Below are 20,229 nucleotides of genomic sequence, written 5' to 3' on the forward strand. Positions count from 1 at the left end.
TTCTTAACGGTCGCTGACGCCAGTCGAGTTCTCAAACGAAACCGTAATGACCGTGCCGATGGGCACCTTTGTGCCTGCGGCCGGGTTCTGCTGGACGGCAATCGTACCGCTGTTGGTCTGGCTGGTCTTGATGCCGGTCCGGCGCATATACAGGTTGACATTCTCCAGACGGTCCTTGGCCGTGGACGGATGCTCGCCCAACAAGTTGGGCACTTCGATCATCTCGGTCGGCTTTTCACCGCCCATGTACAAGATGACCTCACTGTCGATCGGGATCTTCACGCCGCCGGACGGTACCTGGTCGGTGACCTTATCGCCTTCGCCGACGATCTTGCAGCGGAAGCCTGCATCGGTCAGGGCCTTGGTTGCCGCGTCTTCGGTCTGGCCGATCAGACTGGGCACTTCGATTTCACGACGATCCTCTTCCGAATCGTCATATACCTGCTCAACGCCCAGATACGGCAGCACATCGGACAAAATACGGCCTACAATCGGCGCCGCAATCGCACCGCCGCCATGGGGTGCGCTTTCGGGCAGGTCCTGAATCGCGACCAGAACTGCGATCTGCGGGTCATCCATGGGCGCCACGCCGATAAAGGATGCCGTATAGCGTTTCTCTTCATCGTCCGGCTGGCCCTGAATTTCCGAAGTTGCCGTCTTACCGCCCACGCGGTAGCCGGCAACGTATGCGTTTTTACCGGTACCTTCGGAAACAACGGCCTCCATCGCGTCACGCATGAACTGCGACGTTTCGGCCGAAATTACCTGGCGCTTGACTTCGCTGTTGATCGTTTCGCGCACCGTGCCGTCCGCATTGAGAATCTGCTTGACGATGTGCGGGGTCTTGAGGTTGCCGTCATCGACGATGGCCGATACCATCGTAATCATTTGAAGCGGAGTCACCTGGAAGCGCTGACCAAAGGACGATACCGCAAGGTCGGTCGGCCGGATGGTCATATCTTCTGCGGTGAACACCAGCGATGCGTTATTGACTTCACCCGGCAGGTCGATGCCGGTTTTTTCGGTCAGGCCAAAGGCTTCCATGTATTCCCGGAAGGTATCCGGCCCGGTTTTGGCCGCAATCTGCATCATGGCCACGTTGCACGAGTTCATCAGCGCCTCGGTCAGCGTCTGCTGGCCATGGCCGCTGGTGTTGTGACAGTGGATATCCCAGTCCTGGAAGTGCATGACGCCGCCGCAGAAGAAGGTGTCATCTTCGCTGATCGCACCCGATTCCAGCGCGGTTGCCACGGTCATCAGCTTAAAGGTCGAACCCGGTTCATAGGTGTCGGAAACGATGTGGTTTCTCCACATGGCCTGCAACTTTTCGGTGCGCAGTTCGTCGATCGCTTTCTTTTGATCGTCCGACAGGCCGTTCGGCAGACCGACCCACTTGCCTTCACACAGGTATTCGTCGGTCACCGTGCCGTTCAGGCCGTTTTCGGTAAAATATTGCTGAATCTCGGTTAAAAGTTCATTATAGTACAGGCTGTCCTTCTCGATGGTGCTATATTCATTGATGTCAAAATCGGGCATATTGGCCATGGCTAGGATTTCGCCGGTCTTGACATCCATGACAATACCCGAAACACCGCCGCGGGCCTGCGGATTGTCTGCCAGGCCGGTTTCCAGATGGGTTTCCAGATAGTGCTGCACGGTTTCATCCAGCGTGGTGACGACCGAAGCGCCGTCCTCTGCCGGGATATACTGCTCATATTCATAGGGCATGTCGGAGTTTTGCGCATTCTGGGCGCGGACGATGCGGCCCGCGGTACCCGAAAGCTCTTCATCGTATTTCAGTTCGATGCCGCCAACCGCGCCGCCGGCATTCAAAAAGCCGATGACCTGGGATGCAAACGAACTATATGGATAATACCGCTTGGTGTCCGGTGTGGTATAAACCGAGTTACTCGAACCGGTCTTGATGTTCGCGGCTTTCATATCCTCATAGATCTTGTTGACGATGTCTTTTTCGACCTGGCCCTGAATCTTGATCGATTTCAGGTCGGTGCGCTGCACCTTTTCCAGCACGCTGTCATAGCTCAGGTTCAGATTGTTGCTGAGGATCTGCGCGGCCTGCTGCTGAACGAGTTCGAGATCCAGTTCGACTTCGCCTTCCTTAACCGACTTGTTCCTGGTCTTGACCCATTCGGACAGACCATTGGGGTTAAACATGACCGACTCGGTCGCCGCCGATTCGGCCAGAACTTTCATATTGCGGTCAAAAATGGTGCCGCGTTTGGGTTCGATGATGTCGTCACGGGTCTGGAAATTGAGCGCTTTGTCCTGATAATAGTCATACCGCACGACCTGCATCCAAAACAGGCGTGCCGCCACGGCCAGAAAACCCAAGCACGACAGACAGATGATCAGCACGGCAATGCGGCCGCGCATTTGCGTATTGGGGCGTCTTCTAAATTTCGGAATCCGCATATCGTTTTGTCCTCCATAGCCGGCCCGCCGGCCGATGTCGAAAAAGCAAAGAAAGGGGAGTCAGAAGCGTTTACCACCTCTCACTCCCGTAGTACCATCTTATTCTGCGCTTTACCGCAGATATTCCAGCACGGCGGTAAAGCCGCGCATCAAATTTGCAACCGCGTCCCCCAACGTGGCCGTACCCGAAACTTCGGTTATTTCCGGATTGGTCATTTCAATGTACTCGATCTGGGAGGGGTCCAACTTGACCATCCCCAGCTTGTCCTGGGCGTATTGCTCGACATAGCCGATGCTCAGCGCCTGTTCCTGCCGCGATTTGAGCGAAACATATTCGCTTTGCAGATTTTCCAGATCGGTTTGTTTTTCCCCGATCTCCTTGGTCAGGCTGGTCAGGTACATGTTGTTATAAAGAAGCGCCATACACAGGCCGGATACCAATACGGCAAACAGCACCCGCGGGAATGTGACCGCACGCGGGATGTTGCGTTTTCTACGGTGTACCCGCACCACAGCGCCTTCCGGCAATTCCATATTCGGCAGTTCCTGGTCCTGCTGCACCACGCTTTTGGTGTTTGCCATACCAGTTTCTCCCCTTTCCGTTTCAATCGAGTTTTTCGCAAACCCGCAGCTTTGCCGACCGGGCGCGCGCATTTTCCTGCACTTCCTGCGCCGACGGTAGGATGGGTTTGCGGCCAATGAGCTTCACGCGCGGCTTTTTCCCGCACACACAGACGGGAAAATCGGGCGGACAGGTGCAGCCCTGCGCCGCCTGCCGGAATACGTCCTTGACAATCCGGTCCTCCAGCGAGTGGAAGGTGATGACCGCCAGCCGTCCGCCGGGGTTCAATGCATCCACTGCTTTGCCCATGGCCTCGCGCACCGCGCCCAGTTCGTCGTTGACCGCAATGCGGATGGCCTGAAACGAACGCTTGGCGGGATGCTGTTTTTCACGCCGGGCGGCCGCAGGCATGGCCGCACGGATGATGTCCACCAGTTCTCCGGTGGTTTCAATCGACTTTTGTGCGCGGCTGCGCTCGATCGCGGCTGCGATCAGGGGCGCATAGCGCTCTTCGCCGTATTCAAACAAGATTTTGCGGATGTCCTCCCGGCTCCAGGTGTTGACCACTTCATAGGCGGTCAGGCTCTGCTGCCGGTCCATACGCATGTCGAGCGGCGCATCCTGCATATAGGAAAAGCCGCGCTCGGCCTCGTCCAGCTGGGGCGAGGAAACGCCGAGGTCAAATAAGATGCCGTCCACGCCGGAAAGGCCCTGGCCCGCAAGCACCTGGTCCAAATTGCGGAAATCGCTTTTGACCAGCGTGACCCGGTCGCGCACCGGTGCCAGCCGGATTTCGGCATTGGCCAGCGCTTCGTCGTCGCGGTCGGTGCAAATCAGGCGTCCGCCGGGGCCCAGCCGCCCGGCCAGCGCCAGCGAATGCCCGGCGCCGCCCAGCGTGGCGTCCAGATACACGCCATCCGGCCGGATGCACAAGGCGTCCAGACAGGCATCCAGTAAGATCGATATATGGTGAAAAGATTTTGAATTCATATTGTACACTTTCTCTTGCACATCGCGGGCAGGATCAGAAGCCGAGTTCTTCCATGGCTTCGATCACACGTTCCTCGGTGATGGCGTCGTTATAGGCCGCCCAGCGGCCTGCGTCCCAGATCTCCGCGCGGCTGGCCGCGCCGATGATGACGGCTTCTTTTTCCAGGCCGGCATATTTGCGCAGCCCGGCGGGCAGCAAGATACGGCCCTGGCTGTCCAGCTCGGCATCAAATGCCGAAGAAAAGAAGAAACGCTGCAAGTCACGTGCCCGGCTCATGGGCAGCGCCTGAATGCGTTCTTCAAGGATGTTCCATTCGGATTCGGGATAGATGGCAAGGCATTTGTCCAGGCCGCGCGTGACGGTGAAACGCTCTCCCAATTCGTCGCGCAGCTTGGCTGGAATGAACAGACGTCCCTTGGCGTCGATCGAATGTCGGAACTCGCCTTTCACGTCTGCCACCCCCATTTCTCGGGCTTGCATCTTGGTGCACTTTGCCCCACTCTTCGCCACCTTGGATTTATTATACCCTGTTTGTCACCATTTTGCAACCCTAGCTTATAACTTTTTTGAAATCATACAGGCGGTTTTCTTGTTAGTTTCCGCAGAATCATGCACCATTTTTTGTTTTCGAACTATCGTTCGAATTTTTGGCGTTAAAAAACAGGGGCTGCACTTGGCAACCCCCGTCCATTCATACGTACATTTTCTGTGTGATTTTGCGTAAGATAAATTCTGTAATTACTGGTTTTTGCTAGCAAGATCACGGAAACGCTGCCGCGCCTTTTTGACCTCGCCCAGGCCAAGCGTAACCGACTCTTCGGTGCGCTTGAGGATGTCTTCGCAGTAGTCGTTGGCGACCTTGCGCAGCTCGCGCGCCTGGATTTCTGCATTGCCCAGAATCTCCTTGGCCTTGGCGCGGGCAGCCTTGACCACCTCGGTTTCGCTGACCATCGTGTGGGCAGCTTCCTCCGCCTGCTGCTTCATTGCGTCGGCTTCGCGCTTGCCGGCAGCGATCAGTTCATTGCGCTTCTCTACGATGTCCTGCGCCATTTTCAGGTCGGCCGGCAGGGATACGCGCAGTTCGTCCAGCATATCGAGCACATGGTCACGCTCGAGCATGCACTTGTCGGTAAACGGGACCGCGCCTGCGTCCTGCACCATCTCGTACAGATTATTGACCAGTTCTTCTACTGTTGCCATGATCCTTATCCATCCTTTCGCATCCGCTGAAAAATTTCTTCCTCGATCTGTGCCGGCACAAAGTCGGCAACCTTTCCGCCATGTTGCGCGATGTCCTTGACCATCGAGGAGGACAGGTACATATACTTCGCGCTTGTTGTCAAAAATACAGTCTCCACATCGGGGTTTAGCTTTCGGTTGGTGAGTGCCATTTGGAATTCATATTCAAAGTCACTCATAGCGCGCAGGCCTTTAACAATGGTGCAGGCGCCGCGCTGGGCCGCATAGTTGGCCAGCAATCCGCTGAAACCGTCCACCTCTACATTATTCAGATGGCTGGTCGTGCAGCGTAAAAAATCCATACGTTCTTCGACGGTGAACATCGGAGATTTGGCCGCGTTGTGCATCACCACAACGATCAGTTTATCAAACAACGTTGACGCGCGTTCGATGATGTCCAAGTGTCCGAGCGTCACCGGGTCAAAGCTGCCCGGGTAAATGGCGATCTTCATAGGCTTTCTCTTTCTTCTTCGGGCGTGCTGTCCTCACGGTGCAGCACGGTGATTTTAATCGCCCCGTATCGGTATTCCCGGCCCCGGGCAAAGGGTGCGCAAATTTCGTCTTCGATCGCGCTTTCGCATAATATTATACCAGAGGGGGACAAAATGTCAAACTGATTGAGCGCAAAAAGTGTATCATTTAGAATTTTTCCGCCGTATGGCGGGTCGAGCAGAATGAGGTCATACGCGGCCTTGGGGCAGCGGGACACAAAAGCCGCCGCCGTGCCGGCATGCACGCGGGCGCGGTCTCCCACACGCGCCAACTCGATGTTTTTGCGGATAACGCCCAGCGCTTTTCGGTCCTGATCGACAAAGTCGCACAAGGCCGCGCCCCGGCTGAGGGTCTCGATGCCGAGCTGGCCGGTGCCGGCGAACAAATCGAGCACACGAGCGTCCCGGATATGGGTTTGGATGATGTTAAAGACCGATTCTTTGACCCGGTCGGTGGTCGGGCGGGTGGTCATACCGGGCACGGGATGCAGTTTGCAGCCGCGTGCGCTTCCTGAGATGACTCGCATATTACATCCTTTCGTTTTCAGCAGCAGACGCCGGGTCTGCCTCGTGGAAAAAGTCATACACCGCGTGCGCGGTGTTGAGCGGCACCACGCGCCGCAGTTCTTCGACCGAGGCGCGCTTGATGGCGTCAATGGTCTTAAAATGTTTGAGAAGATCGGCCCGGCGTTTTTCGCCGACGCCTTCGATCTTGTCGAGCGTCGAACCGCGCATGCGCTTGGCGCCCAGCGAACGGTTGTAGGTGATGGCGAACCGGTGGGTTTCTTCTTGAATGCGGCCAATGAGGGCAAACACGGCCGGAACGGTCGAGATGCCGAATTCGCGCCCGTCGGGCGCGACCAGGCCGCGCGTGCGGTGATGGTCGTCCTTAACCATGCCGAAACACGGGGTGGTGACGCCAAAGGAATCGAGCACGGTCTGCGCCGTGCGCACATGCCCCAAGCCGCCGTCAATCAGAAATGCATCGGGCAGCGGGGTGAATTTTTCGTCCCCATCCTTCCAACGCTGCAAGCGGCGGGTGAGCATTTCAGCCATGGACGCATAGTCGTCCTGGCCCTGGGCCGCGCGCTCGATCTGGAACCGGCGATACCGGCTGCGTTTGGGCTGGGCATGTTCAAAAACAACCATGGAGCCGACCGTATCCGCGCCCGCAAAGTTGGAAATATCGTAGCTTTCGAGCAGTTCGGGCGCATGGTCGAGCCCGATCATGCCTTGCAGCAGTTCGAGCGACTTGAGTCGCCGCTCCTGCCCGGTTTCCACGCGAGAAATCTCTTCCGCCGCATTTTTGGCCGCCAAACGGGTCAGGTCATGCCGCTTGCCGCGCTGCGGCACGGCCAGTTCGACCTTTCGTTCGGCAATCGACCCCAAAAAATCGGCCACAGCAGGCATATCCTCAATGGCGTCGCTCAGCAGCACGGTTTTGGGCACCGCCTGCCGCAGCGCATAATATTGCTTTAAAAATGCGCCCAGCACCTCACCGGCGTCCTCGCTGGTCGCGCCGTCGATGATGGTATATTCCTTGTCCTGCAAGGAGCCGCCCAGGTAATGCAGCACCACCACACAGCCCTTGGTCTGGCCCTGTACAAAGGCCAGTGCGTCCAGATCGGCAAACGACCCGGCAACGACTTTCTGCTTTTCGCCCAGCGCACTGACCGCCTTCATGCGGTCGCGCAGCAGCGCAGCACGTTCAAACTGCAATTCCTCGGAAGCTTCCAGCATCCGCGCTTCCAAATCGCGCACCAGACGCTTATAATCGCCCTCCAGCAGGGCGATGGCCTCACCCATCAGGGCCGCGTATTCTTCGGGCGGCACCTTGCCGGTGCAGGGCGCGACGCAGCGGCCCAAATGATGGTTCAAACAGGGCCGATCCTTGCCGATGTCACGCGGAAACACCCGGCGACAGGTTTTTAGTTTGAGGGCTTCACAGATGGTATCAATGGCCTGTCGGGCAGCTCTCCGGCTCGGATAGGGACCAAAATACCGGTCGGCATCGGCCTGCGGCTTGGACACGATGGAGAACGCCGGATAGGGCTTGGAAGTCGTGACCTTGATATAAGGATAGCCCTTGTCATCTTTTAAAAGGATGTTATACTTGGGCTTGTATTTTTTGATCATGGAGTTTTCCAGCACCAGGGCTTCGAACTCCGATTCGGTCACGATGATGTCAAAGTCCCAGATGTTGGACACCATCTTGCGGGTTTTGGGACTGTGCCGTGAATCGCTCTGAAAATATTGGCTGACGCGGTTTTTCAGCGCCTTGGCCTTGCCGACATAGATGACTTCACCCTGCCGGTTTTTCATGATGTAGACCCCCGGCTCATACGGCAGCGCCAGCACTCTGCTTTTCAGTTCGTCAAATCGTTCGCTCATCGCGCTGCCTCCTTCCGTTCCTTTGTACCTGCCCGCGGAAAATGCTCACCTGTCTGTCACACGTTCTTTTCCGGCAGCATGCCGCTTTCGCGGCAGGGCTGCCGCCAAACAGCCCACCGGGCTGTTTGGCCTGGCTCATACGGCAGCGCTAACACCCAGCTTTTCAGTTCGTCAAATTGTTCGCTCATCGCGCTGCCTCCAACAACTCACATACAGAAAGAGCACCGCTCCATGCGGTGCTCTTCCAAAATTGCAAAAAGAAACTCAGTCGGTGAAATTCGAGGTGATCAGCTCAACCAGAGCGTTTACCGCATCTTCTTCATCCGGGCCGTCAGCGATCAGATTGATCGTGGTGCCCTTGGTGATGCCCAGGGAAAGGATACCCAGCAGGCTCTTTGCATTCACGCGGCGCTCTTCCTTCTCGACGAGGATCGTGCTCTTAAACTCGTTTGCCTTCTGAATAAAAAACGTTGCCGGTCTTGCATACAGACCTACCTGGTTTGTAACCTGTACCTCTTTCGAATACATTTCCTCATCGCTCCCTATTCTTTTAGAATGATCCAAATCAAAAATAATACGAACTCTACGCTCTCAAAATGAAGTCTACAAATAGAATACCGTTTTTTTGACCTTTCGTCAACACCCTTTTTGATTTGCGCGGTTTTAATTTTGTAGAAAATTCCGAGAAAATGGCTGTTTAATTGTATCTTTTCGACAATTTCCCGCCGAAAACATTTCACAATAACAAATTTATGTTTTTCTCTTTATTTAAATTCCACAACCGTTACGCCGTTTTCGCCTTCCCCATAGACACCACTGCGTACGGTCTTGATCCGCTTATTGGGCTTGAGATGCTGCTGAATCGCGGCACGCAGCACACCGGTCCCCTTCCCGTGGATGATGCGCACCGTCGGCAGGCCAGAGAGCAAGGCGCCCGAGATAAACTGGTCAACCTCCAAAATGGCGTCTTCGGCGCACATGCCGCGCACGTCGATCTCGCTCGGTGTGGTCGCCAGTCGCAGTTCCTTGACGCCGCCAGCCCCTGCCCGGAAGGTCTTGGGCTTGGGTTTCTGCGCCTTGGGCACCGGTCGTACTTCGCTGACCTTAACGGTCATTTTCATGATGCCGGCCTGGACTTGGATGTTGCCGTCCTTGTCCGGGTCGGTCAGCACGGTGGCCACAATATTCGATACATTGAGCAGTTGCACCTCATCGCCCCGGCGAATGGGCTTTTGCTCCTCGGGCGCCACGGTACGCTTTTCCTTCTTTTGACGAATCTCGGTTTCGGTCTGGGTGATGACGCCGCGCAGCGCGGCCTTGGCCGCGGCAAGATTCTGGTCGGCCGCCTTTTCGCTGGCTTTCTTTTTCATCTCATCCAGCTCGGTAAAGACGGTTTCGGCCGTCATACGCGCGTCCTTCAGGATGCGGTCGGCCTTCAGGCGGGCATTCTCCACGATGCGGTCGGCCTCGTCCTCCGACTTGCCGCGCAGGTTTTCGGCCTTGTCGCGCTCGCTCTGGGCCGCCGAGCGTAAACGCTCGGCCTCGGCCTTGTATTTTTCGAGCAGTTTGCGCTCTTTTTCCAGCTGCGCCAGAACATCCTCAAATCGGGTGTTCTCGCTCGAAAGCTGCTCTTTGGCGCGCTCCAAGATGGCGGGCTGGAGCCCCAGACGCGCTGCGATGGCAAAGGCGTTCGACTTGCCGGGAATACCGGTCAGCAGACGATAGGTCGGCCGCAGCGTACCCACGTCGAACTCACACGAGGCGTTCTCCACGCCTTCGGTGGTCAGCGCAAAGGTTTTCAGCTCGGAATAGTGGGTGGTCGCAGCCACGAAAGCGCCCATCTGCCGCGCGTAAGAGATGACCGATACGGCTAGCGCCGCGCCCTCGACCGGGTCGGTGCCTGCGCCCAGTTCGTCGAACAGTACCAGGTCGCCCTTGGCGCATTTCTCCATCATGCCCACGATGGTCTTCATGTGGGACGAGAAGGTGGACAGGCTTTGCTCGATGCTCTGCTCGTCGCCGATGTCGGCGTAGACGTTTTCAAACACGCAGACTTCGCTCAGCTCGCTGGCCGGGATGTGCAGGCCGGAGGCCGCCATCAGGCTAAGCAGGCCGAGCGTCTTGAGCGATACCGTCTTACCACCCGTATTCGGGCCGGTGATGACCAGCGTGTCGTAATCGGCACCGATGGCAATGTCGATGGGCACTGCCTTTTTGGGGTCGAGCAGCGGATGCCGGGCACGCTTTAAGTCCACGCCATAGCCCTCGGCCCGGAAATGCGGGGCCGCGGCGTTCATCTGGAAGGACAGCTTGGCGCGCGCAAAGATGAAGTCCAGCACGGTCAGCTGTTCATAGTCCTGGCGGATGGATTCGGCGTTCATGGACACCTCGCTCGACAGTTCGGCGAGGATGCGCTCGATCTCCATCTGTTCCTTGCCTTCGAGCACCTTGATCTGGTTGTTGATCTCCACGACCGCAGCCGGTTCGACGAACACGGTCGCGCCCGAGGACGAGGTATCATGCACCAGGCCGGGCACGTCGCCGCGGTGCTCGGCCTTGACCGGCACAACATAGCGCCCGTTGCGCTGGGTGATGATGGTTTCCTGCAGGTATTTGGCCCGCTCGCCCGAAATCAGGCGGCCGAGCGTTTCGCGCACCTTGCCCGAGATCTGCCGCATCTGCCGCCGGATGGAAGACAGTTCGGGGCTTGCGCCGTCAGCAATCTCCTCCTCGCTTACAATGCACGAGGTGATGTGTTCCTCGAGCGCACGGTTGCCGGTCAGCAGCCGGTAGATGGGCGTTAAGGACGTTTTTTCCTCCTGCTCGGCAAAGTAGCCCTGCATGAGCCGCGCGCATTGCAGCAGCGACGCCACGTCCAGCAGTTCCTTTAAATTGAGCACACCGCTGATGTCCGCGCGCTTGAGTGCGCCTAGGACATTGCGGATGCCGCCGAGCGACGGACTGCCCTGACGGACCATGAGGTCTTTGGCGTCCGAGGTCTGTTTGAGCCACAGCGCGGCTTCCTCGCGGTCGGTCACCGGCCGCAGCGCGCGGCACAGTTCGCGTCCACGCTCGCTCGAAGCCTGCCCGGCCAGCAGATCGAGGACGGTAAAATATTCTAATGTTTTGAGTGATTTTTCTCCCAGTCGGTTCATAGTTCCTTTCCTTTTGAAAGCCCCTCAGCGGGGAATAATGAGTGATAAAAATCCAGGCTGCCGAAGCCCCGGTCGGCATAATACAGCGCATACGCTTCGCACACGGTGCCAAGCGCCTGAAGCGATTCGCCGCCCAGCGCAAAGGCAAACACGCGCGGCAGGTCGCTTGTTACGATATGCGCCATGGCCGCATAGGCCCCACGCGGCAGCGGATGAAAATTCCCGCTGCCCAGGCGACGGAAACAGTCCGCATCCAGCACCGCGCCGTCGCGCACCGAAAAATAGACCGCGCCTTCGATGAGGCTCCCGCACGCGCCGCAAACCGACAGATCGGGCGCAAAGCCCGATTCGGCCATGAGCCGCAGTTCAAACGCCGCCTTGACCAGCGCAGGGTCGCGCTTCTGCTCGGCGACCGCCCGCAGGGCATACAAAAACAGACGGGTCACGGCGGGCATCTCCTCGCCGGTGTCGGTCATCGCGCCCGCGAGTTCTGCAAAATAGCAGCTGAGCGCATAGGTTTCCATATCGCGCGTCACGTCCCAAAACGAATGCACGATGGCCGCGTCGTTTAAGGTGAATTTGCCGCCGCGGCCTTCGTAAAGCGTCAGTTCGCTCCAGCAGAACAGGCGCACCGCGGCCGACAGCCGACCGCCGCGCCGCCGCACGCCCCGGCACAACACCTCGATGCGCGCGCCGCGTTCGGTCAGTACGGTTATGTACCGGTCGGCCTCACCAAAATCGGTCTCGCGGATGACAAGACCCTTCACTGTTGTATGCTGCATAGTCCTCCCCACCTGCGCCGGGCTGCTGACGGTACGCCAGGTACGCCATCGGGTCGCCGGTGCGCAAAAATGTTTGCCAGTATTCTTTTCGGGTCATCAGGCTCCAACTCCCTTCCGGCTTTAGCATGCGCCGAAAGTCGCCGCCTGACCCAAGGGAATGTTACCCTTATTCGTTTTCGTAGCCAAAGTTGCGCATCTGGAAGGTATTGTTGCGCCAGTCCTCCTTGACTTTGACCCAAAGCTCGAGGAAGATGCGTCGGTCGAAGTTCTGTTCCATTTCGATGCGCGCGGCCTTGCCGATCTTTTTGAGCATTTCGCCGCCCTTGCCGATGATGATACCCTTGTGGCTGGGCTTTTCGCAATAAATGGTGGCGTTTACTTCGGTCAGACCGTCGCTGCGTTCGTTCCAGCGCTCGATGCCCACGGCCACACCGTGCGGCACCTCGCGGTCGAGCATGCGCAGCAGCTTTTCGCGGATGATTTCAGCCGCGATTTGACGCTCAGGCTGATCGGACACCATGTCCTCGGGGAACAGCGCCGGGCCTTCGAGCGCAAATTTTTCAAATTCGCCCAAGAGGGCGTCGGTTCCTTCGCCCGTGCGCGCCGAAACGGGTACGACCGCGTCGAAGTCATGCTTTTCGGCATAGGCCGCGATGACAGCAAGCAGGCTTTCATGCGGCACGGTATCGACCTTGTTGATGACCAGCACCGACGGGATGCCGGCGGTCTTGATTTGGGCAATCAGGCTTTCTTCGGCCGGGCCGATATTCGGATTCGGCTCCACGACCAGCGCAGCGGCGTCCACTTCGGCCACCGTATCGCTGACCACCTTGACCATAAAATCGCCCAGACGGGAGCGCGGCTTGTGCAGGCCGGGCGTGTCGAGAAAGACAAACTGACAGTCCTCCCGGGTCAGCACACCGGTGATACGGGTGCGGGTGGTCTGCGGCTTATTGGACACAATGGCCACCTTAAAGCCGACCAGCCGGTTGACCAGAGTGGATTTGCCGACATTCGGCCGGCCAACGACCGAAATGATGGCGGTTTTTGTAATGCTGGACATAGATGTCCTCCTTTAATGTTTCATGGGATAGCGGCCAAAGCCGAATACGAACCACAGGGCAACCGGCAGCGACAGCACCAGCAGCCCCAGGCCCCAGAGATGTTTCAAAAGCACGTGCACGGCCTGCCACAGGGCGCCGCTCGGCAAAAAGAATACCGCGCCGATCACCACGCAGAACAGCGCACACAAAAAGACCGCGGCAGCTGCGATGTCCTTGGCCTCTTTGACCAGACCGTCATAGCAGGCCGCCTGCCGGTCGCACAGGCGCTCGATGGCGGTATTGAGCAGTTCGGCGGCCATCATCAGCGCAAAGCACAGGCATAGTACCGCGTACCGGGTGGCGCTCAGCCCGCCGAGCGCGGCAAACACCGAAACATACACGGCTGCGGTCAGGTGAATGCGGAAATTGCGCTCGGTGCGCATGCACGCGCGCAGGCCGTTGATGGCATACAGAAAGCTTTGCCGCAGTTTGCGAATCTCCCGGTTCATACGCTTTCCCGGGTCAGGCCGAGCGCGGCCAAAATGGCTTCTTCCTCGCCGCGCATGAGCGCGCGGTCGGTTTCGTCCCGCTCGTGGTCAAAGCCCAGCAGATGCAGCACCGAATGCACGGTCAAAAAGCCGCATTCGCGTGCCGCCGAATGACCAAACTCAGCCGCCTGCTGCCGGGCACGTTCGTAGTTTAAGATCATGTCGCCCAGCATGACCCGGTCCGATTCGGGGTCGGGCTCCAGGTCCTCCTGGGGCGCGCCGTTGAGAAATTCATACATCGGGAAGCTGAGCACATCGGTCACGGCGTCCTTTTCCCGGTATTCGGCGTTGAGCGCGCGGATGTTTTCATCGTCGACAATGGTCACATCGACAAAGGCGGCAAAATCGACCTGCTCCCGCTCGAGCGCGCCCAGCGCGCAGCGGGTGATGAGTGCGCGCACCTCTTCTTCGTTTTCCAGCGGCACCTCGGCGGTGACGCGAATCAAATGCTCCATAAAAGCCTCCTGCCGACGACTATCGCCGGACTCCTGAAAATATGGCAATGCCATTATACACCCTCAAAAGCCGCTTGCAAAGGGGGCATTTCCCCGTTTTCACACCTCCAGACGCAGGCGGCTGCCCGTGCGCGTGCGTGTCACGACGATTTTTTTGTCCAGCCTCGTGCGCAGCTCGGCGACGTGGGAGATGATGCCCACCAGCCGGTCGCTGCCGGCGAGTCCCGCCAGAATGTTCATCGCCTGGTCAAGCGATTCCTCGTCGAGCGAGCCAAAGCCCTCGTCGATGAACATGGCGTCGATTTCCACCCCGCCCGCGGCGCGCTGGATGACATCGGACAGGCCGAGCGCGAGCGCGAGCGACGCCTGGAACGATTCGCCGCCTGACAGGGTGCGCACGCTGCGCGTCTTGCCGGTATAATAATCGATGACGTCCAGTTCCAAACCGGTCTGGGCGCGCTGGTTCATGGCTTCCTGACGGCGCAGCAGCCGGTACTGCCCGCCGGTCATGGGATGGAACCGCTCATTAGCGGCCGCGATAACCTGGTCGAAGTAAAACGCCAGAATATAATTTTCAAAGGCCAGCTTTTGCCGTCCGGTCAGTTCGCCGCAGGCCGTATCGGCCAGGCGGGACAGCATCAGGCACACCTTTTCCTGATTTTCGAGCGCACTGCGCTGGCGGGTGAGGTTTTGCAGCAACCGCTCGTTGGCGTCGCGGCGGCGGTCGATGGCGTTATAGGCCTGCGTCTGCGCCCGGTGGACGGTGTCGGCTTCCTTGTATTGCTGCCGGAGGGCATCCAAGTCAGCCGGCTGCCCGGACGGCAGTTGGCCGCGCAGGGTTTCGAGTGCTGCGGCCTGCCGCGCGAGCGCTTCCGCGCCCGCTATGCGGGCGCGCTCGGCCTGTTCGAGCGCGGCTTGCAGGGTTTCCAACTGTTTGCGGTCGGCGTTTAGGGCCTGCATAGCTTCCTTTTTGCCCGCAAAGGCCAGCCGTCCCCGCAGCGCCTGTACGGCGGCAGCGGCCGCTGCACGGCGTTCGCTGCTCTCGACCTGCGCCCGCTCCAAGGCCGCCTGTTCCTGCTGCTGCCGGGCGGTTTGTTCGTCCAGTTCGTGCAGGCTCTTTTCGCACGCGGCATGGGTCTGGGTCTGCTCGGTCAGCGCCTGCACCTGCTCCAAAAGCGCCGCGCTGGCCGCTTTGCTCTGTTCAATCTCGCCCGAAAGCCGTTCTTTCAGACCTTCCAAGCCAATATCGGTACCCAACAGCGCCTGTACATCGGCGAGCAGCCGGTTTTTCCCGGCATCGGCCGCCGCTCGGGCAGCGGCTGCCTGTTCACTGGCCGTGCGCGCCTGCTGACGTGCGTGCTCGGCCTGGGTGCGGGCTTCGTCCAGCGCGGCTTCGGTCACGTCCCGGCCGGAAGGCCGGGCGGGCGCTGGATGATGGGTGGAACCGCACACCGGACAGGGCTGCCCCTCGATCAGTCCGGCGGCCAGCACACCCGCCTGGCCGCGCAAAAAGGCACGCTCGATTTCCTGAAAAGCCGCCTGCCGGGTTTCGTTCTCCTGCTCCCGCTCGAGATACGCTTTTTTCTCGTTTTGATAGGTGCGCACCAGCGCACGGGTTTCGTTGTAGGTACGGGCCAGCCCGGCCAGTGCCTGCTGACGCGTGGCGGCCTTTTCCTGTGCGGCGCGTGCCTCGACCAGCCGGACGGGCGCATCCTGCACGCGCTCGCGCTGCTGGGTCAGCGCCTGCCGCTGCGCTTCCAGCTGTTCGGCCTGTTGATTGGCATGCGCACAGGCCTGCGCCGCCTTTTTCCCTTCGATTTCGGCCTGCTGCAAGGCGCGGACGGCGGCGTCCAGTTCGTCATACGCGGGCAGCTCGGCCTGGGCACGCGCGATGCGGTCGGTGAGAGCCTGCCGCGTGTCCGCCTTGGCCTGCTCGGCCTGCAACGCTTGCTCCAGTGCTGCCTGTGCCTGCTGAAGCTGTCCGTATTTGGTTTCGCCCTCGGCGGCCTGGGCGCGCAGCGCGGCCTCCTGCTCGGCTTTGGACACCGCGGCGGCCAGGGCTTCCAGACCCTGCCGCCCGGTTTCCAGGCTGTCCGCCAGCTGCTTTTGGCTCGCGCGGTCGTCTGCCACCGCATCGGTCAGTTGTGGCAGCAAGGTATCCAGCGTATGTGCGTCGGCTGCGGCACAGGCATCGCGCAGCGTGTCCCGGTCGTCGCACACGATCTGGGCGATGTACTGTTCGGCACCCTTTTTCAGGTCGTCATACTGGCGTGATGCCTGTTTGGCGCGGTCTTTGAGCGCCAGCTGGAACCGCTGGAAGTGCTCGGTCGAAAAAATGCGGCGGAAAATGCCCGCCCGCTGGCGGGTATCGGCCAGCAACAGCTGCAAAAAATCACCCTGAGCGATCATCACGATCTGGCCGAACTGAGCGCGGTCGATGCCGATGAGTTCGGTCATGGCTTCGGTCACCTGCCGTGCGCCGGTCACGACCCGTCCGTCCGGATAGGTCAGCGTCGCGCCCGCCGCTTCGGTGGTCACGCCCTCGCCGCGCTGCTTGGGACGGGTATACTGCGGGTTGCGCTCGACCGTGTACACCTTGTCATGGTAGCGGAAGGTCAGCGCCACAAAGGTCTTGGCCGTCGCGTCCGCGTAGTCGCTGCGCAGCATGACGCTGTCGCGCGTCTGCCCGCTGGCTTCGCCGTACAGGGCAAAGGTGATGGCGTCAAACAGCGTGGTCTTGCCCGCGCCTGTATCGCCCGTGATGAGATACAGGCCGCTCTCGCCGAAGTCCTCAAAGGCGACCTCGGTGCGCCCCGCATACGGCCCAAAGGCGCTGATGGTCAAATGCAGCGGTTTCATGCGTTCCCCTCCCCCATTTCGTCCAGCATGGTCCGCACCAGCGCCTGCATGTCGGCATCCATGGGCTGGCCGTTCTGCTTTTCATAAAATTCGGAAAACAGTTCAAACGGCGCGCGCAGGGCCGGACGGTTTTCCAGTTCGGGCGTGCCCGTCTGGCGAGTGAGCGTGTTGTCGAAGTCCAGGCGCAGGGTGTTTGGGTACACGGTGCGCACCTTGTTCATAGCGTCCAGCACGGCCTCGTCGGTCAGGGTAATGTGCAGGTAATCGTCGGTCTTGGCGCCTGGCTCCGGGTGCAGCAGGTCGTCCAGCGCGCCGCGAATCTCGCGCAGGTCGCGCTGGGGCGTGAGCGGCAGACGTTCGATTTCGACCTGCCCTTTGGCACCCAGCGTGACGAGCGGCACCGATTTTTTGTGGTGCACCTCGGAAAACGAAAACTTGAGCGGCGACCCGGCATAGCGCACCGTATCCCGGCCGATGCGCTGCGGACCGTGGATGTGCCCGAGGGCAACATAATCAAAGCCGTCAAACGCCGAAACATCCACATTGTCCAGGGTGCCCACGGAGGCCAGTTCGGATTCGCACCGTTCGGGCGCCACACCACGGGCGGTCACAAACTGATGGGCGAGCAGTACCCGGCGAGCATCGGGCGCTGCCGGTACGGTTTCCAGCACCGCGCGCACCGCGCCCTCATAATCACCCGGTTCCACGTCCGGAAAATACCGCCGCACCTGCGCCGGGCGCAGGAAGGGCAGCAGGGTAAACTGCACGTCCCCCCACGCGTCGCGCAGCGTGACCGTGCGCACCGTGCCGTCAAAGACCGGCGCGAGATATACACCCGCGCCGTCCAGCAGCCGCGCGCCGAAGGCCAGACGCTCGTCCGAATCGTGGTTGCCCGGAATGAGCAGGCAGGCGACGCCCTGCGCCTGCAAACGGGTCAAAAAACGGTCCAGCACGGCCACCGCTTCGGGCGGGGGCACCGGGCGGTCGTACACGTCCCCGGCAATCAGTACCGCGTCCGCGCGGTGCTCCTGCACCAGCTGTAAAATTTGGTCTAAGATGTAGGTTTGGTCGTCCAGCATGGACATTTCGCACACGCGCTTGCCCAGATGCAGGTCGGCTAAGTGGATGAATCTCATGGCGGCATCTCCTTTCCCCGCTATTATAGCATAGATCGGGCAGCCGTTGCATTTTCTCCAAATCTTTCGTATAATAAGCGTTGATTTTGAGGAATGGAGGAACCCGCTCATGCACACGCCCGAAGCGGTCTTAAAGGAATATTTCGGCCATGCGGCCTTCCGCGGCCGGCAAAAGGAGCTGGTGGACGCCCTGCTCGAGGGCCGCGACGTACTCGGCGTCATGCCGACCGGCGCGGGCAAATCGGTGTGCTTTCAGGTGCCTGCCCTGCTCGTGCCCGGGCTGACCGTGGTGGTGTCCCCGCTGATTTCGCTGATGAAAGACCAGGTGGGTGCGCTGACGCAGGCGGGCATCCCGGCTGCGTATCTCAACAGCGCCCTCTCGGCCGAGCAGCAGCGGGCAGTCTATGCCCGCGCGTACCGCGGAGAACTGCGTCTATTGTACGTATCCCCCGAACGATTGGAGATGAGCGGTTTTCAGGCGCTGTTTGAACGCGTACCGCTGGCCTACGTGGCCGTGGACGAAGCACACTGTATCTCGCAATGGGGACAGGATTTCCGGCCGAGTTACAGCAAGATCGTCGATTTCCTGCACGCCCTGCCCGAGCGGCCGCCGGTGGGCGCGTTCACGGCCACGGCCACCGAAGCCGTGCGGCAGGACATCGTCCGTTTGCTTGGGCTGCGTGACCCACTCGTATGCGTATCCGGCTTTGACCGGCCCAACCTGACCTTTATGACCGAAAAACCGCACGACAAACGCGAACATCTGGTCACGCTGCTGCGCGAACGGCTGGGTCAGAGCGGCATCGTCTACTGCGCGACCCGTAAGGCGGTCGATGACGTCCATGAAATGCTGGTCGCGCGCGGCTTTGCCGCCGGACGCTATCACGCCGGAATGGACGCGGCCAGCCGCCGCGAAAGCCAGGAGGATTTTCTGTTCGACCGGCTGCAAGTGATGGTGGCGACCAACGCCTTCGGCATGGGCATCGACAAATCCAATGTGTCGTTTGTCATCCATTATAATCTGCCGCAGAACATCGAAAGCTATTACCAGGAAGCCGGACGCGCCGGGCGCGACGGCTCCCCGGCTGACTGCATCCTGCTGTACAGCCCACAGGATGTGCGCACCTGTGAATTTCTCATCGAGCACGGCCACGACGACGAAGAACTCGACGAGCGCACCCGCCGCACCTTGCGCGAACGCGACAAGGAACGCTTGCAGCAGATGGTCTTTTACGCGACCACGACCGATTGCCTGCGGCGGTTCCTGCTCCGGTATTTCGGGGAGGATGCGCCGCTTTCGTGTGACAACTGCTCGAGCTGCCTGACTCAATTTGAGCAAGTCGATGCCACGCTGGAAGCGCAGAAGATCGTGTCCTGTGTCTACCGTTTGCAGCAGCGCGGCCGCACGGCCGGCAAGGCACTGATCGCCGACATCCTGCGCGGCGCAGATAACGAGCGCATCCGGCAAAATGAGTTTGATACCCTGTCCACCTACGGCATCATGCGCGAGGACTCATTAAAACGCATCCGCGACCTGATCGACCGCCTGCTCGAAGGCGGCTATCTGGAAAGCTCGGGCGGCCAATATCCGACCGTGCACCTGTGTCCCAAGTCGGCGGACATCATCCGCAAGCGCCTGCCTTTTACGGTCAAGCTGCCGCGCGACAAGCGCAAAAAGGATATGCGCGAAATCGAACAGAGCAGCCTGTACGAAGCTTTGCGCGCGCTGCGCGGCGAGATCGCCGCGCGCGAGCGCGTACCGGCCTATGTAATTTTTTCCAATGCGGCCTTGCAGGACATGTGTACCCGCCAGCCGATCACCGAAGGCGAATTTCTGGAGGTGTCGGGCGTCGGCCGCGCCAAGGCCGACAAATACGGCGAAGAATTTGTCGCGCTCATCAAACGGCATGTGCAAAAGGCAGCCGGAAAAGAGCCGCCCCCGCCGGGTGCGGCGTCTGCCCAGCGCATCAGCGCACGCGACCAGGGGCTGTTAAAGCCCTGGTCGGACCGCGAGGACGATTATCTGCGGGAGGAAGCCGCCCAGCACCTGACCGTGCTCGAGATCGCATCCCGGCACGAGCGCCCGCTCGGTTCGGTCATCGCCCGGTTAAAAAAACTGGGGCTGCCCATCACAAGATAGAAAA

Annotated in this window: 18 protein-coding genes; 1 reads left to right on the top strand and 17 read right to left on the bottom strand. The window is 59.6% G+C overall.

From position 1 onward, the window contains the following. Window positions 1-3: 3 nt before the first annotated feature. From EFB11_RS12515 to EFB11_RS12590, 17 genes are all read right to left on the bottom strand, one after another. Entirely contained in the window at window positions 4-2,433 is a 2,430-nt protein-coding gene (locus EFB11_RS12515; protein WP_122790531.1) for a penicillin-binding transpeptidase domain-containing protein, read from the bottom strand. Between the two features lie 111 nt (window positions 2,434-2,544). Next, the gene (locus EFB11_RS12520) at window positions 2,545-3,015 is read right to left on the bottom strand and encodes a hypothetical protein (RefSeq protein ID WP_122790532.1); all 471 of its coding nucleotides are present in this window, start codon (window positions 3,013-3,015) and stop codon (window positions 2,545-2,547) included. A gap of 22 nt (window positions 3,016-3,037) precedes the next feature. Beyond that, window positions 3,038-3,985, bottom strand: a complete 948-nt coding sequence (gene rsmH / locus EFB11_RS12525) for a 16S rRNA (cytosine(1402)-N(4))-methyltransferase RsmH (protein ID WP_122790533.1) — start codon at window positions 3,983-3,985, stop codon at window positions 3,038-3,040. A gap of 34 nt (window positions 3,986-4,019) precedes the next feature. After that, on the bottom strand, window positions 4,020-4,436 hold the full coding sequence (gene mraZ / locus EFB11_RS12530) for a division/cell wall cluster transcriptional repressor MraZ (protein ID WP_330510784.1): 417 nt from the start codon (window positions 4,434-4,436) through the stop codon (window positions 4,020-4,022). A 288-nt stretch (window positions 4,437-4,724) separates the two neighbouring features. Beyond that, on the bottom strand, window positions 4,725-5,186 hold the full coding sequence (locus EFB11_RS12535; protein WP_122790534.1) for a hypothetical protein: 462 nt from the start codon (window positions 5,184-5,186) through the stop codon (window positions 4,725-4,727). Between the two features lie 5 nt (window positions 5,187-5,191). Next, entirely contained in the window at window positions 5,192-5,677 is a 486-nt protein-coding gene (coaD, locus tag EFB11_RS12540; protein WP_122790535.1) for a pantetheine-phosphate adenylyltransferase, read from the bottom strand. Continuing rightward, a complete protein-coding gene (gene rsmD, locus EFB11_RS12545; protein ID WP_122790536.1) occupies window positions 5,674-6,243 on the bottom strand; it encodes a 16S rRNA (guanine(966)-N(2))-methyltransferase RsmD in 570 nt (189 codons plus the stop codon). The genes coaD and rsmD overlap by 4 nt, the downstream gene beginning before the upstream one ends. A gap of 1 nt (window position 6,244) precedes the next feature. Then, entirely contained in the window at window positions 6,245-8,107 is a 1,863-nt protein-coding gene (gene uvrC / locus EFB11_RS12550) for an excinuclease ABC subunit UvrC (protein ID WP_122790537.1), read from the bottom strand. A 56-nt stretch (window positions 8,108-8,163) separates the two neighbouring features. Continuing rightward, window positions 8,164-8,295 (bottom strand): hypothetical protein, encoded by a 132-nt coding sequence (locus EFB11_RS17395; protein ID WP_279220545.1) that lies wholly within the window; start codon window positions 8,293-8,295, stop codon window positions 8,164-8,166. 76 nt (window positions 8,296-8,371) lie between these two features. Further along, window positions 8,372-8,635 (bottom strand): HPr family phosphocarrier protein, encoded by a 264-nt coding sequence (locus EFB11_RS12555; protein WP_122790538.1) that lies wholly within the window; start codon window positions 8,633-8,635, stop codon window positions 8,372-8,374. A gap of 236 nt (window positions 8,636-8,871) precedes the next feature. After that, window positions 8,872-11,262 carry an endonuclease MutS2 gene (locus EFB11_RS12560; RefSeq protein WP_122790539.1) on the bottom strand — a complete coding sequence of 797 codons (2,391 nt, stop codon included), beginning with the start codon at window positions 11,260-11,262 and terminating at the stop codon, window positions 8,872-8,874. After that, window positions 11,259-12,044, bottom strand: a complete 786-nt coding sequence (gene recO, locus EFB11_RS12565) for a DNA repair protein RecO (protein WP_122790540.1) — start codon at window positions 12,042-12,044, stop codon at window positions 11,259-11,261. The genes EFB11_RS12560 and recO overlap by 4 nt, the downstream gene beginning before the upstream one ends. Before the next feature lie 166 nt (window positions 12,045-12,210). Continuing rightward, complete coding sequence (gene era, locus EFB11_RS12570; protein WP_122790541.1) at window positions 12,211-13,107, bottom strand: GTPase Era; 897 nt, start codon at window positions 13,105-13,107, stop codon at window positions 12,211-12,213. Between the two features lie 12 nt (window positions 13,108-13,119). Further along, window positions 13,120-13,596: a diacylglycerol kinase family protein gene (locus tag EFB11_RS12575; RefSeq protein ID WP_122790542.1), complete on the bottom strand. Its 477-nt coding sequence runs from the start codon at window positions 13,594-13,596 to the stop codon at window positions 13,120-13,122. Next, window positions 13,593-14,090: an rRNA maturation RNase YbeY gene (gene ybeY, locus EFB11_RS12580; RefSeq protein ID WP_122790543.1), complete on the bottom strand. Its 498-nt coding sequence runs from the start codon at window positions 14,088-14,090 to the stop codon at window positions 13,593-13,595. The genes EFB11_RS12575 and ybeY overlap by 4 nt, the downstream gene beginning before the upstream one ends. Window positions 14,091-14,189: 99 nt before the next feature. Then, window positions 14,190-16,949: an AAA family ATPase gene (locus tag EFB11_RS12585; RefSeq protein ID WP_122790544.1), complete on the bottom strand. Its 2,760-nt coding sequence runs from the start codon at window positions 16,947-16,949 to the stop codon at window positions 14,190-14,192. Then, a complete protein-coding gene (locus tag EFB11_RS12590; RefSeq protein ID WP_122790545.1) occupies window positions 16,946-18,085 on the bottom strand; it encodes an exonuclease SbcCD subunit D in 1,140 nt (379 codons plus the stop codon). Before EFB11_RS12590 ends, EFB11_RS12585 begins: the two co-directional genes overlap by 4 nt. A gap of 109 nt (window positions 18,086-18,194) precedes the next feature. Between EFB11_RS12590 and recQ the strand changes: the two genes are divergently transcribed. After that, entirely contained in the window at window positions 18,195-20,225 is a 2,031-nt protein-coding gene (gene recQ / locus EFB11_RS12595) for a DNA helicase RecQ (RefSeq protein ID WP_122790546.1), read from the top strand. Window positions 20,226-20,229 lie beyond the last annotated feature (4 nt).

It is taken from the genome of Intestinibacillus sp. Marseille-P6563, from assembly GCF_900604335.1.
In the GTDB taxonomy this organism is placed as follows: Bacteria; Bacillota; Clostridia; order Oscillospirales; family Butyricicoccaceae; genus Butyricicoccus_B.